The organism is Verrucomicrobiota bacterium, from assembly GCA_038744685.1.
GTDB lineage: Bacteria > Verrucomicrobiota > Verrucomicrobiia > Opitutales > Puniceicoccaceae > Puniceicoccus.
This window is the reverse complement of record JBCDMB010000007.1, coordinates 117,676-143,278: the sequence shown is the minus strand read 5'-3', so window position 1 is coordinate 143,278 and position 25,603 is coordinate 117,676. Positions and strand designations below refer to the sequence as shown.

Annotated in this window: 19 protein-coding genes; 4 read left to right on the top strand and 15 right to left on the bottom strand. The window is 51.7% G+C overall.

Going from position 1 to position 25,603, the window contains the following annotated elements; translation table 11 throughout:
• The 6 genes from AAGJ81_06570 to fusA all read right to left on the bottom strand — a co-directional run.
• Nucleotides 1-722, bottom strand: a 722-nt coding sequence (locus AAGJ81_06570; protein ID MEM0965793.1) for a hypothetical protein, incomplete at its 3' end; no start/stop codon positions are given.
• A 442-nt stretch (nucleotides 723-1,164) separates the two neighbouring features.
• Nucleotides 1,165-2,529 carry an oxygen-independent coproporphyrinogen III oxidase gene (gene hemN / locus AAGJ81_06565; protein ID MEM0965792.1) on the bottom strand — a complete coding sequence of 455 codons (1,365 nt, stop codon included), beginning with the start codon at nucleotides 2,527-2,529 and terminating at the stop codon, nucleotides 1,165-1,167.
• Nucleotides 2,530-2,547: 18 nt separating this feature from the next.
• A complete protein-coding gene (locus AAGJ81_06560; protein MEM0965791.1) occupies nucleotides 2,548-2,850 on the bottom strand; it encodes a Dabb family protein in 303 nt (100 codons plus the stop codon).
• A 119-nt stretch (nucleotides 2,851-2,969) separates the two neighbouring features.
• Nucleotides 2,970-3,686 carry a metal ABC transporter ATP-binding protein gene (locus tag AAGJ81_06555; GenBank protein MEM0965790.1) on the bottom strand — a complete coding sequence of 239 codons (717 nt, stop codon included), beginning with the start codon at nucleotides 3,684-3,686 and terminating at the stop codon, nucleotides 2,970-2,972.
• Nucleotides 3,679-4,125: a hypothetical protein gene (locus tag AAGJ81_06550; GenBank protein MEM0965789.1), complete on the bottom strand. Its 447-nt coding sequence runs from the start codon at nucleotides 4,123-4,125 to the stop codon at nucleotides 3,679-3,681. The genes AAGJ81_06555 and AAGJ81_06550 overlap by 8 nt, the downstream gene beginning before the upstream one ends.
• A gap of 69 nt (nucleotides 4,126-4,194) precedes the next feature.
• On the bottom strand, nucleotides 4,195-6,282 hold the full coding sequence (gene fusA, locus AAGJ81_06545) for an elongation factor G (GenBank protein ID MEM0965788.1): 2,088 nt from the start codon (nucleotides 6,280-6,282) through the stop codon (nucleotides 4,195-4,197).
• 179 nt (nucleotides 6,283-6,461) lie between these two features.
• Between fusA and AAGJ81_06540 the strand changes: the two genes are divergently transcribed.
• A complete protein-coding gene (locus tag AAGJ81_06540) occupies nucleotides 6,462-7,001 on the top strand; it encodes a hypothetical protein (protein MEM0965787.1) in 540 nt (179 codons plus the stop codon).
• Nucleotides 7,002-7,292: 291 nt separating this feature from the next.
• On the opposite strand, the gene AAGJ81_06535 is transcribed toward AAGJ81_06540, so the two are convergent.
• The 6 genes from AAGJ81_06535 to AAGJ81_06510 form a co-directional block, all read right to left on the bottom strand.
• The gene (locus tag AAGJ81_06535) at nucleotides 7,293-7,904 is read right to left on the bottom strand and encodes a histidine phosphatase family protein (protein ID MEM0965786.1); all 612 of its coding nucleotides are present in this window, start codon (nucleotides 7,902-7,904) and stop codon (nucleotides 7,293-7,295) included.
• 260 nt (nucleotides 7,905-8,164) lie between these two features.
• Nucleotides 8,165-13,675, bottom strand: a complete 5,511-nt coding sequence (gene uvrA / locus AAGJ81_06530) for an excinuclease ABC subunit UvrA (protein MEM0965785.1) — start codon at nucleotides 13,673-13,675, stop codon at nucleotides 8,165-8,167.
• Between the two features lie 130 nt (nucleotides 13,676-13,805).
• Nucleotides 13,806-16,421, bottom strand: a complete 2,616-nt coding sequence (gene clpB / locus AAGJ81_06525) for an ATP-dependent chaperone ClpB (protein MEM0965784.1) — start codon at nucleotides 16,419-16,421, stop codon at nucleotides 13,806-13,808.
• A gap of 269 nt (nucleotides 16,422-16,690) precedes the next feature.
• On the bottom strand, nucleotides 16,691-18,193 hold the full coding sequence (locus AAGJ81_06520) for a YihY/virulence factor BrkB family protein (protein ID MEM0965783.1): 1,503 nt from the start codon (nucleotides 18,191-18,193) through the stop codon (nucleotides 16,691-16,693).
• Between the two features lie 19 nt (nucleotides 18,194-18,212).
• Nucleotides 18,213-19,286 carry a hypothetical protein gene (locus tag AAGJ81_06515; GenBank protein MEM0965782.1) on the bottom strand — a complete coding sequence of 358 codons (1,074 nt, stop codon included), beginning with the start codon at nucleotides 19,284-19,286 and terminating at the stop codon, nucleotides 18,213-18,215.
• A gap of 33 nt (nucleotides 19,287-19,319) precedes the next feature.
• A complete protein-coding gene (locus tag AAGJ81_06510; GenBank protein MEM0965781.1) occupies nucleotides 19,320-20,147 on the bottom strand; it encodes an NAD(+)/NADH kinase in 828 nt (275 codons plus the stop codon).
• A 101-nt stretch (nucleotides 20,148-20,248) separates the two neighbouring features.
• Here AAGJ81_06510 and AAGJ81_06505 point away from each other — a divergent pair, with 101 nt between their 5' ends.
• Complete coding sequence (locus AAGJ81_06505) at nucleotides 20,249-21,175, top strand: site-specific tyrosine recombinase (GenBank protein MEM0965780.1); 927 nt, start codon at nucleotides 20,249-20,251, stop codon at nucleotides 21,173-21,175.
• A gap of 19 nt (nucleotides 21,176-21,194) precedes the next feature.
• Here the strand turns inward: AAGJ81_06505 and AAGJ81_06500 are convergent, their stop codons facing one another.
• Nucleotides 21,195-22,085 carry an amidohydrolase family protein gene (locus AAGJ81_06500; GenBank protein MEM0965779.1) on the bottom strand — a complete coding sequence of 297 codons (891 nt, stop codon included), beginning with the start codon at nucleotides 22,083-22,085 and terminating at the stop codon, nucleotides 21,195-21,197.
• Between the two features lie 80 nt (nucleotides 22,086-22,165).
• On the opposite strand from AAGJ81_06500, the gene AAGJ81_06495 reads away from it, so the two are divergent.
• Together AAGJ81_06495 and AAGJ81_06490 are read left to right on the top strand one after the other, a co-directional pair.
• Nucleotides 22,166-22,891: a class II aldolase/adducin family protein gene (locus tag AAGJ81_06495; protein MEM0965778.1), complete on the top strand. Its 726-nt coding sequence runs from the start codon at nucleotides 22,166-22,168 to the stop codon at nucleotides 22,889-22,891.
• Nucleotides 22,892-22,955: 64 nt separating this feature from the next.
• The gene (locus AAGJ81_06490; protein ID MEM0965777.1) at nucleotides 22,956-23,996 is read left to right on the top strand and encodes a LacI family DNA-binding transcriptional regulator; all 1,041 of its coding nucleotides are present in this window, start codon (nucleotides 22,956-22,958) and stop codon (nucleotides 23,994-23,996) included.
• Here the strand turns inward: AAGJ81_06490 and AAGJ81_06485 are convergent.
• Nucleotides 23,962-24,714 (bottom strand): dipeptide/oligopeptide/nickel ABC transporter ATP-binding protein, encoded by a 753-nt coding sequence (locus tag AAGJ81_06485; GenBank protein MEM0965776.1) that lies wholly within the window; start codon nucleotides 24,712-24,714, stop codon nucleotides 23,962-23,964. The genes AAGJ81_06490 and AAGJ81_06485 overlap by 35 nt on opposite strands.
• Nucleotides 24,715-24,821: 107 nt before the next feature.
• Nucleotides 24,822-25,598 (bottom strand): ABC transporter ATP-binding protein, encoded by a 777-nt coding sequence (locus tag AAGJ81_06480; GenBank protein MEM0965775.1) that lies wholly within the window; start codon nucleotides 25,596-25,598, stop codon nucleotides 24,822-24,824.
• Between the last annotated feature and the right edge of the window lie 5 nt (nucleotides 25,599-25,603).

Below are 25,603 nucleotides of genomic sequence, written 5' to 3'. Positions count from 1 at the left end.
GAGATTTCCTTCTTCTCTAAATCGATAATGGCAATCGCATTGCTTTCTTGGAGGGTGACCATGGCGATACTACCATCTGGTGAGACGGCTATGTATTCGGGTTCGAGATTCTGTGAAAGGCTGGAGGCGGGATTTCCCGGATGAAGACCTTCAATGGTTGTTCCGTCAAAACTCTCGAAGGTAAGGTGGACTGGGTCTTCATAGGCGGTGAGCGGATCCGTTCCGATGGGTATAATCGATACCGATCCGGGTGGATCGATGGAGTAGTCGTCGGAAGGCTCTCCCTCGTTCGCAACGAGTAGGTAAGATCCGTCGGGTGTAAAGGTCACCATATCTGGGAGTGGACCAACCTCGACCTTCTGGAGTAATGCGCCTTTTGGATCAAAGAATGCAACCAAACCGTTGTCCGTTGCGGGATCGGAAGAAACGGCAACAGCGATCAGATCATCGTGAATCGCTACGGATTGCACCCCATCACCATGTGCGTCCAGTGGGATGGAAAAGGATTTGGTTGGGTTCTTTGGATCGCTAATCTGCACCACATCGATCCCCGGAAGATTTCCATTTACAATAAAAAGCTGCTGAGATTCAGGATGGTATTGGACGATCTCGGCAGCGCCTTCATCAAAAACGCCAGTCGACCAGGTGCCGATCGGTTTCAAGGTGATTGCTGAAGCAATCGAAGCAGCAAAGAGTAGAGTGGGTGGAATGGGATTTACCATTCGAGGTTTGTCGGGCCAATTGATGTCGCCGACAAGTCTACAGTGTTTGGGAGGTGTGACGTTTTCGACACACAATTTTTGAGGGAAATCGAAGTGCCCTTAAGGAGAAGCGTGTGATTTCGGACTGTCTGTCGACTAGCGAACAAACGGTATCAGTCTGTCAGTTTTACCCTAGAGCATTCTGTATTCATTCTGTCCAATCAGGCTGAGAGGATTTCTTGCGGCCAACGAGGCAGAGCGCCTCGTAGCGCACTAGAAGTGCGTGAGAGTCGCTCAAACGCTGTTGGCACAAAAAAACACTCAGTCCTACTGATGGGGCAAAAAAGAGGGGTCGCAGCGTTAGTCCTGAGTTTACGGGCTTCTAGCCCGCTACACTCAGGGCCGCCTTGCGCTGCCCTCTTTTTTCTCCCCACCTGATGCGACAGAATGAATACAGAATGCTCTAGACTGTCTTGGAGTATCGTGCCTGCTCACTGTATCGATCTCTATCAAAGCACATGGCAATGTTCCTCAAAAAAAGGCGTCCAATTTCGCTCACCTGAATTGTGTTCCCATTGTCCTGAATCAGTCCGTCGTCCACAAGTTCGACCAGCTGCGATTCGCTCTCCTGAAAATAGTCGTCGAAATCGATATTCCATCGAACTCCAAACTCTTCGCGATCAATCTGGAGGTCACACATGAGTCGCTGGATGGCATCGCGTCTAATCCTATCATCCTGATCCAGGAGGCATCCGCGTTCGATAGGGAGTTTCCCTGAACTGAGAAGATGCGTGTAAGTTTCGAGATTCTTTGAATTCTGACGGTAGGCCGATGATGTTTGGGAGATTGACGAAATACCGAATGCGGCAATCTCCAAACCGGCCTTGGTGCTATAGCCTTGAAAATTTCGCTGCAGGGATTTGGCGTCTTGGGCGAGAACCAGCTCATCCTCCGGTTTAGCAAAGTGATCCATCCCGATGTACCGGTATCCATTCTCCGTCAAAAAACTCACAATCAACCGAAGCATCTCCACCTTCTCCTCTGCCGACGGGAGGCCTGCTTTTTCAAGCATTCGTTGGGCGGGTTTCATCCAAGGGACGTGAGCGTAGTTGAAGATAGCAAAACGATCGGGATCAAGGGTAAGAACTGTCTCCAATGTCTTCCGAAAAGAACGAACGGTTTGACCGGGTAGCCCGTAGATCAAGTCGATATTGACGGACTCGAACCCATAGTCACGGAGCCAAGTCATCGTTCGAATATTGGTCTCTTGCGGCTGAATCCGATGGATGAGTTTCTGAACTTTCGGATCTACATCCTGAACGCCAAATGAGGCACGCTTTACCCCGATGGACCCGAACGCGTTGACCTGTTCTTCAGTTAGATGAGCGGGAGCTAGCTCCACTGAGCATTCCGCATCATCGGAAAAAGTGAAGCGTTCCCGGATGGACGACCCCAATTGTCGAATCGCATCAGCCGGAAAGAAATTGGGTGTGCCTCCTCCAAAATGCAGCTGTTCCACGACTCGACCCGAAACCAGCTCATCCCGGTAGAGATTCATCTCCATCTCCAGTAGCTTGCTGTACTCTCCAACTCGACTTCGGTCTTTGGTGATGATCGTATTGCAGCCACAGAACCAACAGAGGGTTTCACAAAACGGAAGGTGAAAATAGAGCGATAGTGGAGCGGTCGAGTTTCGGGTGTCAGAAAGAAGTGAGGAGACGTCCACCTCCTCCTTGAAATGAATTGCAGTCGGGTACGAGGTGTAGCGGGGGCCCGGCCGGTTGTACTTTTCGATCAGACCAGGTGGGATATCCAGAGAGACAGTCATCACCGCAGGTGAGCGGTTTCACACTTCGTAATCGACGACCGCGCGCTCACGGGTCAGTGGTCCAATCAGATCTTTGACCTTTTCATGCTCAGGATGGATCTGGTAACTCTCCAAGTCCTCCTTGGATGCGAAGGCGGTGTAAAGAGCCATTTCGAAAGAGGCAGGGGAACCGTTGAAATCCCGGCCGACCTCAATTTCCAAAAGCTCCGGAACCACTCCCTTCAAGGCGAGGAGGGATTCTTTGACCCTATTCATGTTCTCTTCCTTCGAATAGCCATCGGCTGTTTCCTTAAATTTCCAAATCACGATGTGCTTAATCATGTGGAGGGAGATATCGAAGAACCATCGTTGACTCAAACAAAAGTAGGCAAACAGGTCGCTTCTCCTTTCCGAAAGTAACTTTGCCAGCGGGAAGGCCGTATTGGGATCTGTCCTAAAACCTAAAACTCCTTCAACGTCGTCTGCGAAAGAATCTCCGAGGAAACACCGAACCCTATCTGCTCTGTCCGCAGGAGAAGGGTTTTTTGAAAGGTCTGTGGAATGGAGGGTAAATCGTGGTGAGAAGCAAGGAGAAGCGACCCCTCTTGGACCAAAGAAACAAGAATCTGTGAAAGGGTCTCGGATGCAGATGGATCCAATCCGGAAAACGGCTCGTCCAACAGAAACAGGGTAGCGCCACCAGCAACAGCCCTCGCGAGAAACGCTCTCTGCTGCTGACCGCCGGAAAGCTCTCCAATTCGTCTTTTTGTCAGATCCTTGAGTCCCATTTTGTCGATGGCTTCGTCTGCTGCGTTCCGGTGTCTTTTCGAAAACTTTCCCCAGGAACCGGCTTTCGAGTATAGACCCATTTCAACAAGGCCCTGAACGGTGATCGGAAAGTTCCAGTCGATCTCCTCGCGCTGCGGAAGGTAGGAGAGCAGACTACGGATCGCTTCCTTGGTCAACTTCGACTCGTTCCAATGGATCTCTCCGCTTACCCCTTGAATGAGACCAGCGATGGCTTTCAAAAGAGTGCTTTTGCCAGCACCGTTCCGACCGATAATGGCAACGGATTCTCCACTTTCTGCGGAAAATGAGACATTCTTTAGCGCACAGTTCTTCTGATAGTGGACGGTTAGGTTCTCCACCCGTAAGCACCCCTTCTTTCGGTCACTCATTGAAATCGGACCGGCGAATGGTGATTGTCGAGGCAGGTCTTCGAATCCAATGCACCGTGCTGTCGGTTCCTTCAGAAGAATCCTCTACCTCGATGCGGATGGCTACAGGTAGATCACGAGGATCGAATGACCCCGAGAGAATCAATGCTTCATCGTTCCATCTTTCCAACTCTACCGAGAATGCCGAATCGGTCATGGTGAGAACCTCGACGTTCTGATCACCCAGAGCGACATGAGACGACGCAAATGGAGCGGTTGCGATCACTTCGATAAAGACTGGGTTTGGAGAAAGCTCCGCGTAGTCAGCTTTGTCTACTGAAGTTAACAGGTCCGTATCATACGCCTGCTTTGTGTTTCCTACAATTGACGACAAAGCCAGCCACCCAACCGCAATCAGGAGGAGGAGGATAAGAATCTGAAGTGGAGGCCAAACACGCATCGCAGACGAAACCGCAACCGAGGCTAGTCGCCCAAGTTAGGATTCGGCAACCGAAGACGAGCGTGGAACTTACTTTTTGGCCGCCTCGAGCTCTTGGGCCTTCTTGACAACCAGATCGGAGATGTTCTTCGGGGTCGATGCGTAGTGAGAGAACTCCATAGAGAACTGACCACGGCCCGAAGTCATTGTGCGTAACGCACCGATGTAGCCAAACATCTCACTCAGCGGGGTTTCCGCTTTGATCCTGACTCCTGATGCTGCCGGTTCCTGGCTCAGGATGACCCCGCGACGTCGATTCAAATCGCCGATCACGTCGCCCATCTTATCGTCACCACAGAACACGTCGACCTTCATGATCGGTTCTAGGATTTCTGGGGCGGCTTTCGGAACTGTTTGACGGTAAGCTGCTCTGGCAGCCGTTTCGAAAGCGACCGCTGACGAGTCCACCGCGTGGAAAGCTCCATCGCTTAAAGTCACCTTGAAATCGAGGCAGGGATATCCGGCCATAACGCCCTTTTCTACCGAGTTTCTGAAGCCCTTCTCGACTGCAGGCCAGAACTCGCGCGGAACGTTTCCTCCAACAACCTTGGACTCGAATTCGAAACCGGATCCCGGATCAAGTGGCGTTAGGGTGTAGTCGATCTTGGCAAACTGACCTGCACCACCGGACTGCTTCTTGTGCGTGTAGGAGTCAGTGAACTCTCGGGTGATGGTTTCCCGGTAAGCCACCTGCGGTTCACCCACGGAAACTTCGACGCCGTGTGTGCGCTTAAGGATGTCCACCTTGATGTCCAGGTGAAGCTCACCCATTCCCTTCAAAATGGTCTCTCCGGAGTCCTCATCGGTTTCCACGCGGAAGGACGGGTCCTCAGAAACCATTTTGCCGAGGGCGACTGACAGCTTTTCTGCATTTCCTTTGTCGTTCGCCTGAACCGCGATCGAGATCACCGGATCGGGAAAGATCATAGGCTCGAGAGTCGCTGGATCGTTTGGATCACAGAGAGTGTGACCGGTCTGAACAGACTTCATGCCGAGAAGTGCTACAATGTCACCTGCTTTGGCAGTATCGATCTCACTTCGATCATCGGCATGCATTTCGATAATGCGTCCGATACGCTCGGTTTTGCCGGTGGCCGTATTGAGGACGGATTGGCCCTTGGCGATTGTGCCCGAGTAGAGGCGGGTAAAGGTGAGAGCTCCATACTTGTCGTCCATGATTTTGAACGCCAAAGCCCGGAGCGGCTCACTGTCGGAGACCACTGCAAACTCACCCGTTTCATTCCCTTCCAGATCGATTTCTGGCTGAGGTGGGACCTCAGTTGGTGCAGGAAGGTAATCTACTACGCCATTCAAAAGGGGCTGAACCCCTTTGTTCTTGAAAGACGATCCGCAGTACGTGGGGAAGAACGACAGATTAATGGTTCCTTTTCGAATACACTTCTTGAGTGTCTCGATATCGGGTTCATTTCCTTCGAGATAGGCCTCCATAACCTCGTCGTCCTGTTCGACAGCAGTTTCGATCAACTTCTCACGATACTCCTCCACTTTTTCGACCATATCTGCGGGAACATCCGTGATTTCATAGTTGAGCGGATTTCCGGAATCGTCCCACACCCATGCTTTCCGGGTAAGAAGATCAACGATCCCTTTCAGGTCGCTTTCCGTTCCAATGGGCAGCACCATGACAAGAGGCGTCGCCCCGAGAACGTTTTTCACCTGGTCGACCACTCGGTAAAAGTCGGCTCCAATGCGGTCTAGTTTGTTGACGTAGATCAGGCGAGCTACCTTTGAATCGTTTGCGTAACGCCAATTGGTCTCGGACTGGGGCTCAACGCCTCCAGAACCGCAGAAGACGCCAATTCCACCGTCTAGAACTTTAAGCGAACGGTAGACCTCAATCGTGAAGTCAACGTGACCCGGAGTGTCAATAATGTTGAAACGGTGGTCGTCCCAGAAACAGGTCGTTGCGGCCGACTGGATGGTGATCCCGCGCTCTTGTTCCTGCTCCATGAAATCGGTCGTTGCCGCACCATCATGCACCTCGCCCATTTTGTGGATCCGGCCGGTTAGCATGAGAATACGCTCGGTCGTAGTCGTTTTGCCGGCGTCAACGTGTGCGAAGATGCCGATGTTCCGGTATTTGGATATGTCGCTCATGGATGTTCTCTATTAAAAAAACTTTCGAAAATACTGAGGTGGAAACCGACTGCAAGGAAAGAAAGAGAATGCTTTGGAACTCGGTGGGTGGCTGGGCACACTCTCTCGGAGGTGTAAGCCTCAGGCAGAAGCGTTCTTGCGCTTAGCGGAGTTCCTGATTGAATTAGGCCATCTTCACATTGAAAACAATAGTCTTTCTGGGCCTCCTCTGCCTATTCGCTGGTTCATCCGTTCGTGCTCAAGTCCGGCAAATTGATTTTACCCAGCGTAACGAAGCTATCGAGTCGAAACGTTTTGAGACCAGCTCGGAAAATCCAGTGCCTAGTGGAAAGTGGATGTCTCGGCGCTACAACACCACTTCGTTTCAAACCACTGACCACCCATTTGCATCTCAGAAGTTTTCGGTTGAGAAGATCAACCTGTTTCAATCCGACCGCTTTGAGACCCCGGAGCTTGACATGGGCATGATGGAGACTGGTGATTTCCGAGGGAGCGGACTGCTCTTCGCATCATCAAATCTGGAGCGTATTCGCTTCAACACTCTCCACCACAGTGCCAATCGGGAGTCGGTTGTTGCTGACCGACCGGCGGTGAGGTTTGAGGATCTGGTGGATCAGCTATCCCTCGCTGAATTAAATCGATATCAATTCAGAAGGAGCCGTGCTCGAGAGCCGGGAGTTCCAGTCCAGCAGGCTGCCAGTGGAGCCGGAAACAGGTGATCATCTGAAGGTCTCTCGGTCTTGCTACGATCAGCAAAAATTGGGAAATGCCGAACTACGAATACGAAACCGTCCCGAGAAAAAGGGGTGAGAAGCCAAGGCGTTTTGAGTTTTCTCAGTCAATCAAGGATAAACCTCTCACCCATCACCCCGAAACTGGTGAAGAGTTGAGAAAAGTGTATTCCGGGTTCTCTGTCGGTCCCTCAACGGCGCGAGGTTCCAGTGGCAGTCCTTCTTCGGGGGGTGGGTGCTGCGGTGGAGGCAGCTGTGATTGTAGCAACTAAGAGAAGTCTACCAGGCGTCGGGAGCGATTGACCCCAGCACTTGGTAGCCATCGCCAAGAGGTTTCAAGACAAACGTCACTCCTTGCGGTTCGGGATAGATACCGGTTGCGGCTTCAAATGGATCGTCATGGGCAACGATTACGGTGTTGGTCCCGTCGGCAGGTATAGCAGACAAGTAGGGAGCAACTCTTTTCTTCATCTCGGCAAACTGCTCAGGAGTGTAGTCCTCGAACGGCAAGAAGTTGAAGTCGGGATTCTTCTCGTATTCGCCGAAGGCGAGCCATGCGGTTTGCCATGCTCTAAAATACTCACTGCTCAGGACAATCCCGACCGGAATGTTGTAAAACCGAACGGCATTTCCGATGTGCACAGCTTCGTGCCAACCCGCTTCACTGAGGACTCTTTGCGTCGAACCATCGTTTACGTCTGCGGAAACTTGATCGGCATAGTCTTTTTCCGTCGTTGCATGCCGGATGTAGAGAATGAGACCTCCTTCTTCCAATTGCTCCAACAATTCAGATTTGCTCAAACCTTCGTCGAGGCTTGTGTCATCTGCCGATAAAACAGAAAGCGTCAGAGCACTGGCGAGTAGTGAGAGAGTGAGTTTTTTTGGATTCATCGGGTTACTAAAGATTCACTAAATGAAGACTGAATCTCAATAATGCGAAGGAGAGTCGTTCGGCGTCAATGGAGAAAGGGAATTAGAGCAATCTGCACACACGGTGATAAGCTACGCTGATGAATTTCGAGGCCTCAAATCGTGAGATCTCACTTCTGAGAAGCCTTCATGAGAATATCTCCAGACCTTCCGGGAGGAGTCTCTAGAGGCATGTTGACAGGTCAATTCATCTCCTGGTCGTCGTTTGGAGGACGAGCGTTTTATGGGCACTTCGAGAGCAACTGTCTCAGGCTGGGGCCGGTAGGACTCTTCTTGTTCCGAACAATCTCTTCCGGAGTGCCGGCGTGAATCACTTGCCCGCCTTTAGACCCGCCTTCCGGTCCGATTTCCAGAAGGTAATCGGCCTCGGCGAGAATGTTAGCTTGGTGCTCGATGACAATTACTGTGTGTCCATCGTCGACAAGACGATGAAGAAGACCCGTTAGCCGCTCACAGTCTTTGAGGTGGAGTCCAATGGTTGGCTCTTCAAGCAGGTAAAGGTTTTCGTATCCAGAGGATCCTGAACCTCCCTCAGCCAGTTCGCTGACAAGCTTTAGACGTTGTGCTTCACCTCCGCTTAGGGTCGGGGAGGGCTGGCCCAGCTTGAGGTAGCCGAGTCCTGTTTCGACCATGAGCTGGAGAACTTTCTGGATGCTGTTATCGAAGTAGAAAAAGTCGGCTGCCTCCTCGAATGACATTTCCAAAACGTCTGCGATCGATCGATCTCGCCAGAGGATTTCGAGAAGATCGTCCCGGTAGCGTTTCCCCTCACACTCTTCGCAAACGACAGACGCATTAGGTAAAAAGTTCATCTCCAGCTTGCGGACGCCCGCACCCTTACAAGTCTCACATCGGCCACCAGCAGAGTTGAAGGAGAAGGATCCTGAATGTAGTCCTCTGACCTTTGCTTCGGTCAATGAAGCAAAGGAGTTTCTAATTTTATCAAAAACGCCGATGTAAGTGGCTGGAGTGGATCGTGATGTCTTTCCGATCGGTGATTGGTCGATCTCGATCACCTTTCGGATTCCCAGGAAGCCGGATACTCTACGAATCAAAGAAGCACCAGTTTGTCCGGTTCCGAAAATCTTCTTCAAGGCACCTGCACCTAACTGTTTTGAGTCGTTTGCCAATCCGAACCCGACCGAGCGAAGAATAGCCTCATGGACCAGAGTCGACTTTCCCGCGCCGGAGACGCCGCAAACTGCTGTGAGTCGACGTCGCGGAATTGCGACACTGCCACCTTTCCAATTCCGGAGCTGTATTCCTTCCAGTCGTATCCAGTTCTTGTTGCCTTCCGGCAACTCCCGGCGGGAACCGCGCAAAGGATGATTAGCGGTCCGCTTGAGGTATTTCCCGGTTTCTGAACGACGATTTTTAATGATCTGGGCTGGGGTTCCTTCTGCGACGACATTCCCTCCATGAACCCCCGCTCCCGGGCCAACATCGATTACGCGATCGGCGTTGAGGATAACGTCAGCGTCATGTTCGACAACGAGGACGGTGTTGCCCCTCGACTTGAGCCGATCAATGGATTGAAGGAGCTTTTCGTTGTCGCGGGTGTGCAGGCCAATCGTCGGCTCGTCCAGAACATAGAGCACCCCCGTAAGATTCGACCCGAGTTGGGACGTAAGGCGAATTCTCTGGGCCTCTCCTCCGGATAGTGTGCGGGTAGGGCGGTCGAGAGTGAGGTAGTCCAGTCCAATCTCCTCCATGAAGATCAGTCGTTCGCGGATTTCCGGTAAGATCTCGGCTAGAATCGCCCTTTCGCGAGGACCGCCCTTCACTTCCGAAAGAACACTGATCACTTCAGAGGCTCTTAGGGAGAGAAGTTTAGGGAAACTAATTTTCCCGAGAGAGTGTGTGTCGAGAAAGACATTGCGACTCATCTCCCCTAACCGTGCTCCCTTGCAGTCTGGGCATATTGGCTCTTCGCCATTCTCATCCTTTTCGTCCAAAAGAGTGCCCCGCCCCCTACAGGTTGGGCACCATCCTTTCGGCGAATTCCATGAAAAGTGTTTTGGGTCTAGGTCTGGAAAAGATTCACCCGTCTCTGGATCTACCCGCGTGCGCGAGAAATAGATTTTCTCACTGGTTTTACTGGTTTGGAGAAATGCTGTGCCATTTCCTACCTTCAGCGCCTCGGAGAAGATTTCCTGAGACCCTTTTTGGTCCCAGGCTGAAATGTCTGCAAGGACCACGTCGACATCATGTTCTCTGTAGCGATCAAGCTTTTCAAACTTCTCAGGGGATATCCACCTACCGTCACAGATGAGAAACGGGTGATCATGGGCACCTGCCCAGTCTGCGATGGGTTGGTGGTGACCTTTCTTTGAGCGAACGAGCGGCGAGCCGAGGAAGAGTGTCTTGGCGCGGGATGAAATTTCCGTGCGACGCTTGTGGAAAAGGCGGACAAGTTGCTCTTCGGCCATGGCCTCCACTGGGTTACCCGTCTCAGGATTGTGTTGGACACCGATGCGAGCATAGAGCAACCGGAGGAACTGTGCTACTTCAGTGATCGTGGCCACCGTCGACTTAGCCGTTCCGGACGTCACGCGTTGTTCGATCGCGACACTCGGTGCAAGACCAGTGAGTTTTTCGACAGAAGGTTTGGGAAGTTGCTCCACGAACTGGCGTGCGTAGGCCGACATGGACTCGAGGAAACGACGTTGACCTTCCGCGAAGACAATGTCGAAAGCCAGGGTGGACTTGCCGCTGCCCGAAACACCTGAAACTACGGTTGTCCTTCCATGGGGAATCTTCACGTAAACGTCGCGCAGGTTGTGTTCCGAGGCCCCTTCTATCGAAATAGAATTTGGGCGTTTTCCGTATTCAGACTGTGATTCAGCCACTTTTAAAACTTCTTTGGGAAAGGAGATAACCTTGCCATTTGAGTTTGGGGTATGGGATTTCTGATCTGTCGTGCCCTGGATCGAATCTCGGAGAAAGGCTGCGGAAAGGCTATTGCCGGAAGCAACCTCTTCCGGGGTTCCTGCCGCTACGATTTCACCACCGGACGAACCGGCTCCCGGTCCCATCTCTATCAACCAATCCGCAGCGCATAAGATGTCCGGGTGGTGTTCTACGACTACAAGACTGTTTCCAGCTTCCACCAACTCTTCAAAAACAGAAAGGAGGTTGGTAATATCGTGCCGGTGAAGTCCGGTTGTGGGTTCATCGATGAGAATCAGACTCCCGTTTCCAGATACTTTTCCGAGGTGTTTGACGAGCTTTAGTCGTTGAGACTCTCCACCGGAAAGCTGATTGAGAGGATGCCCGAGGGACAGGTAACCGAGGCCGACGCGTTGGATTGGCTCTAGCTTTTGAACGATGGATGGATCCCCGGCAAACTCCTTCAACACCTCATTGACCTCCATTTGCATCAGGTCGTGGACCGAGAATCCGTTCAGCTGGATCGCGAGAACCTCCGGTTTGAACCGCTTTCCGTCACAGACTGGGCAAGGCAAGTAGAGATCGGAAAGGAATTGCATTTCCACCTGCTCATAGCCCAGGCCCTGGCAGTGTTCGCACCTACCATCTCCGGTATTGAACGAGAAGGTGCTCGCGGTCATCCCGGCTTTCATCGCCTCGTCTGTCTTTGCGAATGCCTTTCGGAAGTCTTCCCAGGCACCACTAAGCACCGCCGGATTGGATCGAGGGGTTTTGCTCAGACTGCTCTGGTCGATGCGCACGACTTCACCTATTGAAGTGCTCGCATCGATATCGCGGATGATGGCGGGATCTTCAACTGCTGTGCCTTTTTGAGCAGTTAAGCCCTCGTAGATGACTTTTTGGAGGAGGGTGGATTTGCCTGATCCGGAAACTCCGCTGATCGCCACGAAGCGATTGAGGGGAAGGTGGAGGTTGACCTCTCTGAGGTTGTGCTTTGAGGCACCGTAGAAAGAAACTCTCCCGGTAGCATTTTTGTTTCTCTGGTCCATCTGGATCTTTCTTCTGGCGAATGATCGTACTGGACCTTTCTTTCCCGAAAGGTATTGCCCGGTGAGACTGTTTGGGACTCGTTGAATTTGCGCAAGGCTACCTGCAAAAGTGACTTTGCCGCCGAGCTTGCCGGGTTTTGGACCGATTTCAATCAATCGATCGGCTGCCCGCATGATTCGCTCGTCGTGCTCAACGACCACAACGGTATTTCCCTGGGTAACGAGTCCCCGCAGGATGGCGGTCAGGCGATCGATGTCCTGAGGGTGGAGTCCTACAGACGGTTCATCGAGAACGAAGAGGGTTTCAACCATGGATGTTCCGAGGCAGGTTGTCAGGTTGACTCTCTCTGTTTCTCCGCCGCTCAGGGTTCGGGTTTGTCGGTTGAGGGTCAAGTAACCCAGTCCGACCTGATCAAGAAAACCCAGCCTTTGAAGGATAGAATTCAGCAAATCTCCTCTCTCGGCGGATTCAAAGCGATCTGCCAAAAGCCTCCGCAGTGAACTCACTTCAAGATCATAGAGGTCTGGAAGAGTGAAGCCCTGCCACTTCCAGCACATGGACTCTTCACCGAGACGTTTGCCATCGCATGCCGTGCATTTGTCATAGGAGCGGTACTTGGAGAGAAAGATCCGGACGTGCATCTTGTAAACATTCCGCTCGAGCCATCCGAAGAAGCGTTCAATTCCATACCATTGCCCACTCCAGTCCTCTTCATCCGGCGAGAAATCGGGGTCACCCTCCCAGACGAATCGTCTCTCCTTTTCCGTTAGCTCGGCCCAGGGCACATCCATCCGCAAATTAGCCCGTTTCGACTGTCGGCGAAGATCATCGAGCGAGTTGGAGTAGACTTTCCCCTGGAAAGCTCTGATCGCCCCTTCATTCAGGCTGAGCGAAGTATCGGGAATCACCATGGACCGGTTCAGGCCGATAACGCGACCGAATCCTCGGCACGTTGGGCAAGCGCCAATTGGGGAATTGAAAGAGAACAAAGCCGGCTGAGGGCGGCGAAAGACACGTCCTGAAACGGGAGACCGAAGCCCGTGGGAGAAGCTCTCCAGTAACTTTCCTTCCTCAGAGAGAATGACCAGCTCACCCTGACCATGAAGGAACGCAGTAGACGCCGCTTCGAAGAATCGATTCCGGTTTGAGGGGGCGACCTTTAGCCGGTCTTGGATGACGTATACCCTGTCTCCTTTCTTTGGCTCCTGAGTCCTTGTGTCTAACCTTACGAGGGTTTGCCCGGCTGCAATGCGCGTATACCCCTGCTTCTTCAGGGATTCTACGATCTCTCCCCAGGAAATGTTTTTGGGTCGTGCAACAGCAAACGCTACCAGAATCACTGATGAGATCCGAGGATCCTCAGAAATGCTCGCCCAGATCGATTGTGGAGAATCGTCGGAAATCGCTTTTCCGGATGCCGGGTCATAGAGGGTGGCAACAGTCGGAAACCACGCTTTAAAGAAGTCACACAGTTCTGTCATCGTCCCGACGGTTGAGCGGGACGCGCGAACCGAGTTCTTTTGCTCCAGAGCGATCGAAGGACGAATGTTCTCCACCTCGTCGACATCGGGGCGGGGCATCATTTCGAGAAACTGACGCGTGTATGCGTTGAATGTCTCGACATAACGTCGCTGGCCCTCGGCGTGGAGAGTATCAAAAACCAGGGATGATTTGCCGGCTCCGCTCAGGCCGGTCACCACAGTCATCTTCCCAATCGGGATGTCGAGGTCGAAGTTTTTGAGGTTGTTCTGCCGGACTCCCTTGAGCCGGATCGCTTTCAGATTTGATGGCACTTTCGTGAGATAAGTCGGGAAGCCAAAGTTCGCAATCACGGAAGGTGGTAGGAACCGATCTTCCTTTAGAAGTCCAATGGCTTTCCCCAGGATTGCCTCACGAGTGAGTCGTGAGGTTTCCCGTTTGGACCTATGCTGCCTGCTCGTCCGAGAACGTTCCGTTTGGCTTTAGGGTGGTCTCGCCATTTACATGGTCTAACCCGACAACTTGTCCTTCTTCAATTTCTCCGGAGATGATGGCCCGTGCCATCAAAGTCTCTACCTGTCTTTGAATAAAGCGTCGCAGTGGTCTTGCCCCATACACCGGATCATAGCCTTCTTCAGCGATCCATTCGTAGGCTGCTTCGGTGGGCTCGATTCGTATTCTTCTTTCCTCAAGGCGGGTATTCAAATCGGCAACCAAAAGATGAGTGATCGATGAAATCTCCTTCCGAGTGAGAGGTTTGAAGAGGATGGTGTCGTCAATCCTATTCAGGAATTCCGGCCGGAACGATTGTCTTAGCTCTGCCATGACCGATTCATGAACCGAGTCAGGAATCAGTTCCCCTTTCACGCCTTCCTGCAAGTGACGACTGCCAACGTTCGAAGTCATGATGATCACCGTATTCTTAAAATCTACGGTTCGCCCGTGAGAATCGGTTATGCGCCCATCGTCCATCACCTGAAGCAGGACATTGAAGACATCCGGGTGAGCCTTCTCGATTTCGTCAAAAAGGAGCACGCTGTAAGGCTTGCGGCGGACGGCTTCCGTCAACTGGCCGCCTTCCTCGAATCCAACGTAACCAGGAGGTGCCCCAATAAGGCGGGCAACGGCATGCTTCTCCATGTACTCGGACATATCGATGCGCGTCAAGTTGGCCTCTGTATCGAAGAGAGTGCGGGCAAGCGTCTTTGCTAGCTCAGTCTTTCCCACACCAGTCGGACCCAGGAAAAGAAACGAGCCAATGGGGCGGTTGGGATCCTTGATCCCTGCGCGTGCCCGGAGAATGGCCTCGGTAGTACGTTCAACAGCTTCGTCCTGACCAATCACTCGGTCGTGGAGGATCTCCTCCAAACGCATCAGCTTCTCCCGTTCACCCTCGAGCAAGCGGGAGACGGGGATTCCCGTCCACCGCCCAACGATATCGGCGATCTCTTCGGCGGAAACCACTTCCTTGAGGAGATGGGTCTGAGACTCTGCCTTTTCGTAGCTTTTTAGTTTTTCCTCCAGTTGAGGCAGCTTGCCATGCTGCAGTTCGGCCAGAGTGCTCAAGTCATACTGACGTTCGGCAGTCTCCATCGCGTGGCGTGTATCTTCAATTTCCTTTCGAATGGAACGGGCTTCGTTGATGACCTCTTTTTCGTTTTCCCACTCAGCTCGTAGGCCGTCCATCGACTCACGCATGTCGGACAATTCCTTATTGAGCGCCTCCAAGCGCCTTTTGCTCACGTCGTCCTTCTCGTTCTTGAGGGCAGCCTCCTCAATCTCGAGTTGAAGGATTCTTCGATTCAGCGAATCCATCTCCCCAGGCATACTGTCCATCTCAGTACGGATCATCGCACAGGCCTCGTCCACAAGGTCGATCGCCTTGTCCGGGAGAAAACGGTCACTGATATAGCGATTCGATAGGGTAGAGGCCTGCACAAGGGCGTTGTCCTGTATCCGAACTCCATGATGCACCTCGAAACGTTCTTTGAGCCCCCGCAGAATTGAAATCGTATCTTCTACGGTGGGTTGATCGACCATCACGGTCTGAAAACGACGTTCAAGTGCTGCGTCTTTCTCAATGTTTTGTCGGTACTCATCCAGGGTGGTAGCACCAATACAGTGAAGTTCTCCGCGGGCTAGCATGGGCTTTAGCATGTTTCCTGCATCCATCGCTCCCTCAGCCTTACCGGCTCCGACGATCGTGTGTAATTCATCGATGAAGAGGATTATGCGCCCATCGCTATTCTTTACTTCCTGCAAAACAGCCTTCAGGCGCTCCTCAAATTCTCCTCGATACTTTGCTCCCGCCAAAAGGGATCCGAGATCGAGTGAGAAGATGGTTCGATCTTTCAAACCATCCGGCACGTCGCCTCTGACGATTCGCTGGGCAAGTCCTTCCGCAATCGCCGTTTTTCCCACGCCCGGTTCGCCGATCAGAACCGGGTTATTCTTCGTTTTGCGGGAAAGAATGCGGATCACGCGTCGAATTTCGTCGTCCCGCCCGATGACCGGATCCAGTTTGTTGTCCCGAGCTTTCTGCACGAGGTCTTCACCATATTTGGCAAGCGCTTCAAATGAGGCCTCTGGATTCTCTGAAGTCACTCGTTGGTCACCTCGAACCTCTTGTAGTGCTTCTTCGATCTTTTTGGAGGTGATCTCAAAACTCTTGAAAAGTTCCTTTAATGAGGGGGGTCTACCGCTGGCGATCAGGCCAAGAAGGAGATGCTCCGTGCTGATAAACTCGTCTTTCCTGCGTTTGGCTACGCTCTCCGCTTCAGTCAAAGCAGCTTGCAAATCGGTGCCTATCCCCGCCTGCCCAGTTGAACCGCTGACTTTTGCAAGCCTCTCGATCTCACGGTTTGCGGCAAGGACGATAGCGTGAGGAGTGATTTGCAGGCGGTTGAGCAGTCCGGGAACAATACCGTTTTCCTGATGGGCTAGGGTGGCCAGTAGGTGCGCGGGCTCGATCTGGGAATTTTGGTGTTCCCGCGCAAGAGCCTGAGCTTCCACAACGGCTTCTCGGGCTTTTTCGGTAAATCGATTAAAATCAGGGTTCATGGTTATTGTTGTTGCACAACCGATGCCGAAATCTGTGGAATCGAAATAGAATCTAAAAGGCTTCTGGGTCTGAAAAAATAATTCTTAAATATATCTATATCAATATTTTAAGAACTAATTATGAAGGTCTGAATAACGCCGATCCTTTAAAGATCGAAGGTATTCAAGTGACAATGATCGGGCGTTCTTAAATGGGTGAGCCATTATGGCTCAATTCGTGATCTGTCGAACCTGATTCCTTTCAGCACCGAAAACTCATTTAGGGCACTTTACGACTTCGTCTCTCCATCTTCTCTCAGGACCTCGGCAATCGACCGGTCGAGGCTACCTGAGAAAACGAAGGCAGACTGAAACTCTTGGAGGAGGGGCTCGACGTCTCCAAGAATATGGGCGCCCTGATTGTTGCCCTCCCGAGAAAGACTTCGATGGAAGTCGCCAAGGGTTTTTTGATCCAGCGGTAACCCCGGCTGAAAACGGGTTTCTGCCTGCCGGTCCTTTTCGTTTGGTTCGATTGGGCGAATCCACCCGGAAGAAGTTAGCTGGCTCAGACAATTGTTCATCAATTGTGCCGGCACTCTCAGTTGGTTGGCAATCTCGGTGGTGCTGGGTGGCTCCTGGTAGCGAAGGAACTTTCGGGCAACGTAAAGGAAGCAAGAGAGCGCAAGTGATTCACGGGTCTGGGGGCTAATGTTGCTCCACGCTTCTTCGTTCGTGAGGTTGTTGGCGTTCTGGACCGCGTAGGCGACCTGACACGAAACGAGAACGATCAACCAGAACAAATATAGGCCAAACATCAGAACTGGTATAATACCGACAGAGCCGTAAAGGCTTTGGTCGCGAAGCACCTTGTGGACGTAGAGGAAGGAAAGCGAGTGATTGGCCAGCATGAGGAGAGAGCCAATAAATCCACCGTAGAAAGCAGCGCGCCAGTGAACGGAAGTGTGCGGGAAAAACCGGTTGAAAACCGCCAGAACCAGGGTGAGCAGCAGAATCGAAATCACAGGTCCGGCCCATGTGTTGATGTCCTCGTATTCAACTCCAGGGACGAAGCGATTGAAAAGGTTGATTGCAGCTGATGCGGAGAGAACGGTCACAGCGGTTATACTCAGAACCGCACCCAAACTCGCGATTGTCCAATAGGAGATGATCCGCTGGGCCCACGACCTTCCGCGTTTAACCCCCCAGATCCCGTTGAACGTCTTTTCAATCGACGTGATGAGCTGGATGACGATTACGATGAGGGCTACTGAGCCAACCACTCCAACTGTGCCCGAACGAGCGCTTTTGACGATTTGATCAATAAAATTAATGACCGAAGGGTTTATCTTTTTGGTAACCCCTTCATTATCTTCCGCGGTAGAGGGTGCACTTTCGGTCGATTCCTCATTGGTCTCCTTTGTTTCGCCCTTTGTAGAAGCGTCCTCATCGAGGTCCCATTCAGACACGGGAGGTGCCACAAATATCAGAGCCTGACTCAGCTTCTCGACGATCACATTGTCTTGCTCGTCTCCTTTGAGCAGGAAGCTGGAGATCATGATTCCGATTGCGAGCAGTGGACCGAGTCCGATCAGAGAATAATAGCTTAAAGCAGCCGCTTGGCTGAATAACTTGTTCCCATTAATTCCCCTCCAAACGATAATCAGAATACGAAGTAGGGCGAATGACCTAGCGCGACGGTTCTTAGGATCATCGTCTCCACTCGACCAGATCTCTCTTTCGAGAAGGGTAGGAATCAAACGAATCCCGTCTTTTATTTTACGGAGAATTCTCATCCTGATGACCAATCGGAAGTCAAAACCAGAAGAAGCGAACCAACACAACGCCACCTCCCACTGATAGGGCAATGAAGAGTAGCGTGGTCGCGAAACGCGTGCAAAGAGTGGCTCCAATGATGCCGGATTGAAGAGCGGTCATCGCCACGAGGGCAGTCCATTCTTGTCTCGAGTAAAAGAGGAATAGAAAGAAGCCGATACCGATTCCGCAACGCAACCGGGCAAAAGGGAATACCGCGGTCTTACCGAAGCCGATTGCCAGTGCGAGGAAAACATCGATGACTACAAAAACGAGTATCCAGTTCTTCAGAAAGAAGCTGGTCGTAAAGTTTCGGCTCTGGATCATCTCGAAAAGTGTCTCCCAGAAAGGTTGAACGATTGCGGCTGCCGAAAGAAGAAAGGAGAGGAGCAACCCCGGAAGAAGGATTGAGAATGCCCGTTCCCGTGACTTGCGAAAGCTTTGAACGTGTTTGGTTTGTCTTGTGTTCCCTTCTGCTGCCTTAAGCATGTGGTCAATGTCGGGGGATTCCTGTAAACCATTTTCCGTAACCTCCATCAGTGGCTTCTTCTTTCTTAGGCTTGGAATCTTGGTATCCCGTGAAGCACTCGTGGCGAGGGTTGGTTCCTTCTTTTTGAGGCGGAGAACTGGCTTATCCTGGGGGCGTATTCTCTCCCAAATGGGATCTTGGGCGAGTGGTTTAAATCCGCTGTCAACAGACCGGGAAACTGGCGTTGTTGCCCCGATAGCACTCGCTGCGGCGAGGCTGCGAAACTGATCTAGTGTGTAAGGTCCTTGAACCTCGTCCGTAGTCGAATTGAGAAAAAAGAACTGAGACAGAGCAGAGCCTTCTTTTTTCCTCTCTAGTGGAGTGTCCTCGGCTGTCTCCTGACCGATTTCTGACTCCTCATTGGACGATACCAGATTCCATAGCTCCTCATTGGAAGAAAACGGTGCAAACCCTTCGGTCTCGATCTCGCGAAACAGCGTCTCTTCGTTCAGCATCTCCGCTTTGTATAGCTCCTGGAGCTGTTCAACGGAGAACGGTCCATCCGCTGAAGTTGCATTTGGCGATCGAACGTAAAATTCATCCATTTCAGTGTCGGGTTTTCGGTTCGAACTGTTTCTCTACAAAGCAGTTTCCCGCCAAAGAAGTTTGGTGCGAACCGTAGAAAAATGGGAGTATCCGTTTCGATGAATCAGCGAAACAGTTTTTTCCGGAGTGCTGATCGACAGAGGAAATTGGGAGTCCTCAAAGACCATGTGTCCGTCCAAAGTGATCTGAGGGCAAGAGGTTTCCACGTCCGTGCGAACTTCAATCTTTGTGTCTGCTGAAAGAAGAACACTTCGGTTGCTTAGTGAATGAGGACAAATTGGCGTGAGGGTGATACCTAGAACCGAAGGGTGCACGATTGGACCACCCGCCGATAGATTGTAGGCCGTTGAGCCTGTAGGTGTGGAAAAAATCAAACCATCACAGGCAAATTCGTTCACCAGTTCTCCATCCGCAAAAACTTCGAGCATCATCATTCGGGAGGAGGAGGTTTGTTTGATCACGACATCATTCAGGCAAAAATGTTGTTTTTCTCCAGGAACCCATGCTTCGAGAAGAGTCCTTTCCTCTATCTCATACTCACCCGAGAGAATTTGAGTAAATTCGCGCGTGATCGTATCGGGCGAGAAGGTGACAAGAAATCCCAGTTTGCCCAGATTGACTCCAAGAATCCTTACATCAAATTCGAGTGCCTGAGGAACCACCCCGAGAAAGGTTCCATCGCCCCCAATCACACAAACCGCATCGCAGCCTTCTAAAAAACCGTCGGGTAGCGGGTGATCTTCGGTCAAGAGGGTGGTGACCCCGCGATCCTCGGCGAGTGCCTTGAGTTGATCGCCAATTTTGCGGGCACCGGGCTTTGAGCAATTGACTACCAAAGCGACTGTGTGAAGTGGATCCACGAGGTCACCCTAGTCCTCACTTGTAGTATGACAAAGAAAATTCGTGAGCTAGATTCAGTTCGACAAATTTTTGGGACACTAGGTAAATCAGGGTCTGGAAGATGACCGACGATAAGAAAAGAGATCACTTCTGGCGTGAGGACATCGACGCTTTTCTTGCATGGATTCAGCTGGAGAGGGGACTTTCCTCGAATACGGTCGAAAGCTACGAAAAGGATTTGACGCAATTCGGACAATTTCTCGAAGAGGCAGGCTGTTACTCGTGGCGGGATGTCGATGAGTCGAAAGCAGGTGAATTTCTCGCGTCATTGTCAGAGTTGAATTTTGAACCTAGTTCGTTGTCCCGAAAGCTTTCTGCCCTAAAGGGTCTTTCCGCATTTCGAGAACGGGAGAGTGGCGCTGCGAGCTTTACTGAAGTTGTCCGTGGGCCTCGTTCGGGAAGAAAGGTTCCAAGTAGTCTCACTGTGGAAGAGACGCTGCGACTTCTGGAGTCTCCTTCCACTTCCACTCCCCATGGTTTGCGGGATCGTGCAATTCTCGAGCTGTTGTATGGGTCTGGACTACGGGTGAGTGAGCTCACGGCTTTGCTTCTCCAGTCTGTTGATTTGGACAACAGGTTCGTCCGCGTTTTTGGCAAAGGATCTAAGGAGAGGCTCGTACCCGTTGGAGGAAGTGCACTAAAAGCCTTCCGCGATTACCTTCAGGCTGGACGACCTAAACTCGTGAAGGCGAAGACAGGTAGCGAAGTCTTCCTAAGTCAACGTGGATTACCAATTTCCCGAAAGACGGTTTGGCACTTGGTCAAGGTCCACGGAGAACGGGTAGGACTCTCCCTTTCCATTAAACCCCATCTTCTGCGACACTCTTTCGCGACCCACTTACTGGAGGGTGGTGCGGATCTACGAGTGATTCAGGAAATGTTGGGACACGCAGACATTTCCACGACCCAAATCTACACAAAAGTCGATAGCGAACGGCTTCTTGATGAGCACTCAAGGTTTCATCCACGCAATCAGGACAGTCTATGAAAATATCCTGAATCCGGTATTACACCTCAGTGATATCGAAGAGCCTCGAGGCGTTGCGATGGAGGATCGCGTCCAGCTGTTTACCTGAAAGTCCTGATTGCGAAATCTCGCTCAGAAACCTCGCGCGGCCTGGCCCCTTTTCGCTCGCGGGATAAAGTCGCAAAGGATAGTCGGAGCCAAAGAGTATTTTCTCCGCTCCGACCATCTGACAAGCTAGTTCGAAGATCTTTGGATCGTAGAGAAGGGGACTCGCTGCGGAATCGTAGAAAACGTTCGCGAACTCTTTACGCACAAAAGGGTTGAGTTCATAAAACAAAAGACCGCCGCCCCAGTGTGAAAGTATGACGGTGAGTTCTGGATGATCAGAAATGAACCTTTGGATTTCCTGAAAGGGCGTTTCCAATCGGCCGCCGTGGGTCCGCCCCACCAGTTCAGACACGTGAAAGTTGAACGCAAGATTCTGCTGGGCTGATCTTTCAGCCAGCTCTTGCCAAAACGGATCTAGAATGCTCGAATGCTGAACGGTTGGATGAATTTCTCCAAAACCAGAGAACCCCTGCTCAACCGCTTTCGCCACGACTTCCCCTGGCGGTGGACCCCCTGGATGAACAGAGGCTAAGGCCGAAAACTTTGAAGGAAACTGTCGTAACCAACCTGCCATTTCGTCGTTGTGAAGAGAACAGGTGTCTGGGTTTTCCCAATACCACCCCAAAAGAATGGTATATTCGATTCCGTCTTTTTCGGTTTCTCGGTAAAAGTCCGTTTTCCCCCTCCAGCACTGAAGCGAAGGTTTCGAACCACTCGGTAGAACGAGTTCACTCCAGTGTTTTTCGCCTTTTTCCAAGGCCCACTTTTGAGGGTTTGCAACTGCTTCCTCAGGGAAAGCATGAGCATGACAATCAATCACCATAATCCAGTCGAAAACCTCACAAAAGCCGCGAAATTTACAGGGTTGCTCTCGATCTGTCGATGGGTTTTGGTTCGGGCTCTATGCTCGAAAACCTTCGTTTGGCCGTCCATGAGGCGACACTTCAACTCATTGAAAACGGACTGGTTGATTATTTCCGGGGAAACATTAGCGGCTTCGACCGCAGGAGGGGACTGGTCGTGATCAAGCCCCGAGGAATCGATTACGTAAATCTCTCTCCAGAGAACTACCTGGTCGTTTCAGCGCGGACTGGCCAAGTTGTAGAGGGCCTGGGAGCGCCTGCTACCGGTCTCGAGGCTCATTTGAGTCTGTACCGGGATCTTCCTGACATTCGATCTGTGGTCGGAACCCACTCAAAGTATGCGACGATGTGGGCTCAAGCGGGCCGGGCGATACCCTGTCTAGGGGTCGCTCACGCCGATTTTTTCCAAGGAGAGATTCCTATTACCGTTCCCTCCGAGGACGAGATTGACGATGAAAGCTACTACGAGAGGGTGGGAGAACAGATTGTCGCGCACTACGAAGCTAGTGGTGAAGATCCCAGTTTGGTTCCCGCGATTTTGGTCGACCGGTTGGGCCCGGTAACTTGGGGTGATTCTCCAATGGATGCTGCCCGAAATGCGGTTTATGTCGAGATGCTCGCGGAACTTGCTTATGGGACGCTTACGCTGAACCCGGATCAGTCTTCGCTCCGGGATTCGGATATACGCAGACACTTTTCGCTGATGAGGAAGCGGGGAATTGTTCCGTCCTATCGGATCAGGGGTCGCCAGATTGAGCTTCGCTAGTCAAGGGGTGCAGTTTTACAAGGATTCGGGATGAGTATTCTTCTCGAGAAAGTCTGAGGTCGCTATGAGTGGCTCTCGAAGGCGGAGAATCAACTCAACCGAAGCTCTCGCTCGCTCATTAGGCTTGTCCCGCTGGACCGTTTCCCGAGTGCTGAACGGCCATGGCGGTGTGAGTAAGAAAACGGAGGCGCGGGTCAGGGCGCTCGTTCGAGAGAGTGGTTTTGAACCCAGTCTTTACGCGAGAACGTTGCGGGGAGGAAGGACCTTGACGATAGGCGTCTGTATTCAAGAATTGGATTCACCTTCACTGAGCAAGAAAGTGGGTCGTCTACAGGCACTGTTCCGGAAAGAGGGTTTTCGCTGTCTTTTAGAGCTGACTGGGCGGAACCGGGTCCTAGAAGAGCAGGTGCTTTCCCGATTTCTCAATCTTAAGGTCGACGGAATCGTTGTGATTGGGTCGATCCTTTCGGGAAACTCTCCAGTTTTTGCAGAACTGGTCCAGTCTGGAACACCGGTTTCCCTGGTGGATCCAGAGACAGACGTCGACTTCCCTTCCGTTGAGGTCGACCGTGCGGGTGCCATGGAAAAAATGCTCGAACTGCTTTGGAAGGAGCAACACCGCTCTTTTGGCCTCGCTGGTTTCGATCCGGAGTATCCATACAGCTTTCAGCGTTTGAAAGGAGTAGAGCTTTTCCTCTCTCGCCGAAAGGCAACAAAGATTTGGTCACTATTCGAACCTGGAATGGTTACACATGACTATGAGTATGGAGAGAGACTTGGAAAAATGGTTTTGAAGGAGAAAAAGAAACCCTCGGCAGTTGTCGCGGTGAATGACCGTGTTGCGATTGGTCTGATCACTCATCTTCGAAGTGCGGGAGTTCAAATTCCTGGAGACCTATCGGTGGTAGGTCACGATAACCTTGATGTCGCGTCTTTTACCGAACCAAAGCTCACAACGGTGGACCAAAATATTCATCTACTGATGCAAGCAGCGGTCAATGGGATCATTGACGGAATCGAAAAACGGGGAAAGGTGCCAGTGCGCCAAGTCATCCCGACGGAAATTGTGATCAGGCATTCTCACCTGAGAAAGGTTTCGCAGTAGGAACCGGGTCCACTCGGTCATCTTTCACCTCCAGTCTAAGGACTGAGTCCAACAACCTCTTGGTCTCCTTTGTCTTAGGAGTTGAGAAGACTTCGGCAGACTGTCCCTCCTCTTTCAAGTTTCCTTTGTGCATGATGACTACCCTTTCACAAAGACTCTCGATCAGGGGTAAATCGTGAGTGATAAAGAGTAGGCTAATACCTTCTTCCTCGCTGATCTTTTTTAGCAGTCGCACCACCGAGGCTTGGGTAGACGCGTCCAGAGCGCTTACGGCTTCGTCGCAGATTAGGATTCTAGGTTGAACGGCTAGAGCGCGGGCAATGCAAATTCTCTGCCGTTGACCGCCGCTAAATTCGTGGGGATACCGAGGGAGGATCGAAAGATCCAATCCAACTCTTTCGAGGAGGCTAGTGCAGGCACTCGGATAGTCTTTTGCAGGCGGCGGATTGGCTTGGGCAGCAACTGCTTCAGAAAGACTTTGCAGTATGGATCGTCGCGGATTGAGTGAATGGTATGGATCCTGAAAGACCATTTGAACCAACCGCGCCCGATCGATCCTCTCTTTTTGAGATCTGCCATGATAAGTCTTCCCGTTGATCGAAATTGATCCGCCGGAGATCGGTTGTAGCCCGAGAATTGCCCGGGCCAAAGAAGACTTTCCACTCCCGCTCTCTCCCACGAGTCCGACTCTTTCACCTTCTTCAATTCGAAAGGTCACTTCGTGAACTGCCCTAAACCCTCCACGGTACTCAACTGAAACGTTTTCAAGTAGGAGTTGGCTTTCAGTTTTTTCTCTTGGGAACATCGGTATAGGAGCAAAATTGTTCAGAGAGCGGAAGCAATCAGTTCCCGTGTATATTCGTGCTGGGGATTTGCTAGGACCCTCTTAGTGTCGCCGCTCTCGACGATCTGTCCCTTTTTTAAAACCGCCATTCGATCTGAATAGTGAGAGACCACGCCAAGGTCATGAGTAATCAAAAGCACACTCCGGGCGTTCTCACTCGCTTGATTCCGGATGAGCTCCAACACCTCTTTCCTAATCGTTGGATCGAGCGCTGTTGTAGGTTCATCGGCTATTAAAACGGGGGGCGAATTGGCAATCGCCATTGCCAGGACGATCCTCTGCTGCATTCCGCCACTTAGGTGGTGAGGGTAGGAGCCGAGAATACGCTTCTCCGGATCGAGTTGAACGGATTCGAGAAGCTGAGCCACGCGAAGATCCGTCTCCTCTCGGGATCTCCTTGGCTGAATGGCCTCGGCAACTTGTGTTTTTATCCGGATAGTTGGGTGAAGCGCAGATGCCGGTTCCTGAAAAACGAACCCGATCTTAACTCCACAGTTTTTGCGCAAGGTAGCGAAGTCATCTGCGGGAATCGAACGACCGGCGACAGCAATTCGGCCGCTCACCTCAGTGTTGTTGGATTGAAGTAGACCTCCTGCAGCGAATCCAGCAGTCGATTTTCCGCTACCACTTTCCCCAACAAGTGCAAAGACCTCGCCCCGAGAGACCTCAAGTGAAAAGTCTCTAAGCGCAAAATCGGAGGATTCATTCAAACCGTAGCAGACATTCAGATTTTCGTATTGTAAGACGAATTCACTCATTGTTC